Raw genomic sequence first — 2,114 nt, 5'->3', positions numbered from 1 at the left:
GTATCGTACAACTAGATGAGGATTGGCCAGTGATTGCTCAAGAAAGTGGGAGTAATCCGAAGAATATATCAACTCCAGATAATTTGGCATATGTTATCTATACGTCGGGTACAACGGGAAAGCCTAAAGGAGTATTAATACCGCAGTTTGCGGTGATAAGATTGATTAGAAATAACAACTATATTTCTATAAGTCCTGGAGATTGTGTAGCTCAGGTGTCCAATATTTCATTTGATGCTGCAACCTTTGAAATCTGGGGAGCTTTGCTTAATGGTGCTAGACTTTGTGGAGCAAATAAAGATATTCTACTGTCGGTTCCCTTATTTAAAAAGTGGATTGAACAAAATCGAATCAGTGTAATGTTTATAACAACTGCGTTGTTTAATAAATTTTCAGAGTTTTATCCTGAATTGTTTTCTTCTGTTAAACAAGTTTTTTTTGGTGGAGAAGCTGTTGATGCGGAACAGGTACGCAGGGTTGTAATCGCTGCACAAGGAAATAGAATTGTTCATGTTTATGGGCCAACAGAAACTACCACTTTTGCTACTTGGTACGAAGTAGCAAATTCATTTGGTGTAATACCTATTGGATCTCCTATTGCAAACACACAAGTATATGTACTTGACCAAAAAATGAATCCAGTACCTATTGGTGTACCAGGAGAATTATATATTGCAGGAGATGGTCTCGCAAAGGGATATTTAAATCGTCCAGAGCTAACGGCAGAACGATTTGTACCAAATCCGTTCTTAGACAAAGAAGGAGAACGGATGTACAAAACAGGAGACTTAGTACACTATTTGCCAGATGGAAGTCTTAGGTTCATTGGAAGAATTGACAACCAAGTCAAAATACGCGGATATCGGATTGAGCTTGGAGAAATTGAATCTGTGTTAAGGCAGTGTGAAGGTATTCAAGAAGCAATAGTGGATGTGAAAGAAGATACGCCTGGGGATAAAAGTCTTGTGGCATACATCGTTGGGGAATCGCAAAGTGATACACAGCTTCTACGTAAAAAACTTATACAAAGGCTACCTGAATATATGATACCAACAACATATGTATGGCTAGAACAAATACCATTAACACCAAATGGTAAGGTTGATAAGAATGCATTATTTGTGCCAAATTCTAATTATCAAGCAGTTCATACTAAACACTCATATAGTCCTACAGAAGAAATGTTGCTAGATATATGGAGAGAGGTTCTAAAAATAGAATATATTAGCGTAGATGATGATTTCTTTATGGTAGGTGGTCATTCACTTATGGCTATGCAAGTCATTTCTCGAATCCATGAAGTGTTCGATGTGTATATAGATATGGGAGTCTTCTTTGAGAGACCAACAATTAAGTCGTTGTCAGACTATATTAAGAGTTTGTGTGTATCAGAAAGTAAAAGCTTTTTATACCAATCAATTCCTCGAACGAATTCTCGAACTGTGTTACCAATGTCATATGCACAGCAGAGGTTATGGTTCTTGTACAAGTTGGCACCTGATAGTTCGATGTATAATGTACCTGTTTTCACGGAGTTACGTGGAAAATGTAAGGGGGATATCCTAGAGCGTAGCCTAAACGAAATTGTACGACGTCATGAGGCACTTAGGACAGTATTTAGGCGAATAGACGGTGAAGATGCTCAGATAATTTTGCAACCTTCTTGGACACATTTGCCTATAGAAGATTTGAGTTTATTAGCTAAAGATGAACAAGATGAAAAATTAGAAAAAGTGGCAAAAGAGGAGGCTGAGGCTCCATTTGACTTACATGCAGGTCCCCCAATCCGATGGAGGCTTATAAAGCTTGAATATGATCGATATGTATTGTTTATGACAATGCACCATATCGTGACTGATGGCTGGTCGATTGGAGTTATTATGAATGAATTAAGTGAGTTGTATAATGCGCTCTCAAATGGTGATCCCTCGCCTTTAGCTGAACTATCAATTCAGTATGGAGACTTTACTATATGGCAAAGGTCATTGTTCTCTAGTAGATATATGGAATCACAGATGCAGTATTGGTTAAAGAAATTAAGTGGTGATTTACCAGTACTACAGCTACCTACAGATTATGAGCGTCCATTAGTTCAGACATATACAGGAGGTCGG

General features: G+C 37.8%; 1 protein-coding gene. It reads left to right on the top strand.

The annotated features are described in order from the left end of the window. Nucleotides 1–29: 29 nt before the first annotated feature. Nucleotides 30–2,114 (top strand): non-ribosomal peptide synthetase (locus H280_RS24295; protein WP_196810769.1); only part of this gene is annotated, 2,085 nt, incomplete at its 3' end.

This window comes from Bacillus sp. 123MFChir2, from assembly GCF_000383235.1.
Lineage (GTDB): Bacteria > Bacillota > Bacilli > Bacillales > Bacillaceae_G > Bacillus_A.
The sequence above is the reverse complement of the archived record's forward strand: the minus strand, read 5'-3'. Positions and strand labels throughout refer to the sequence as shown.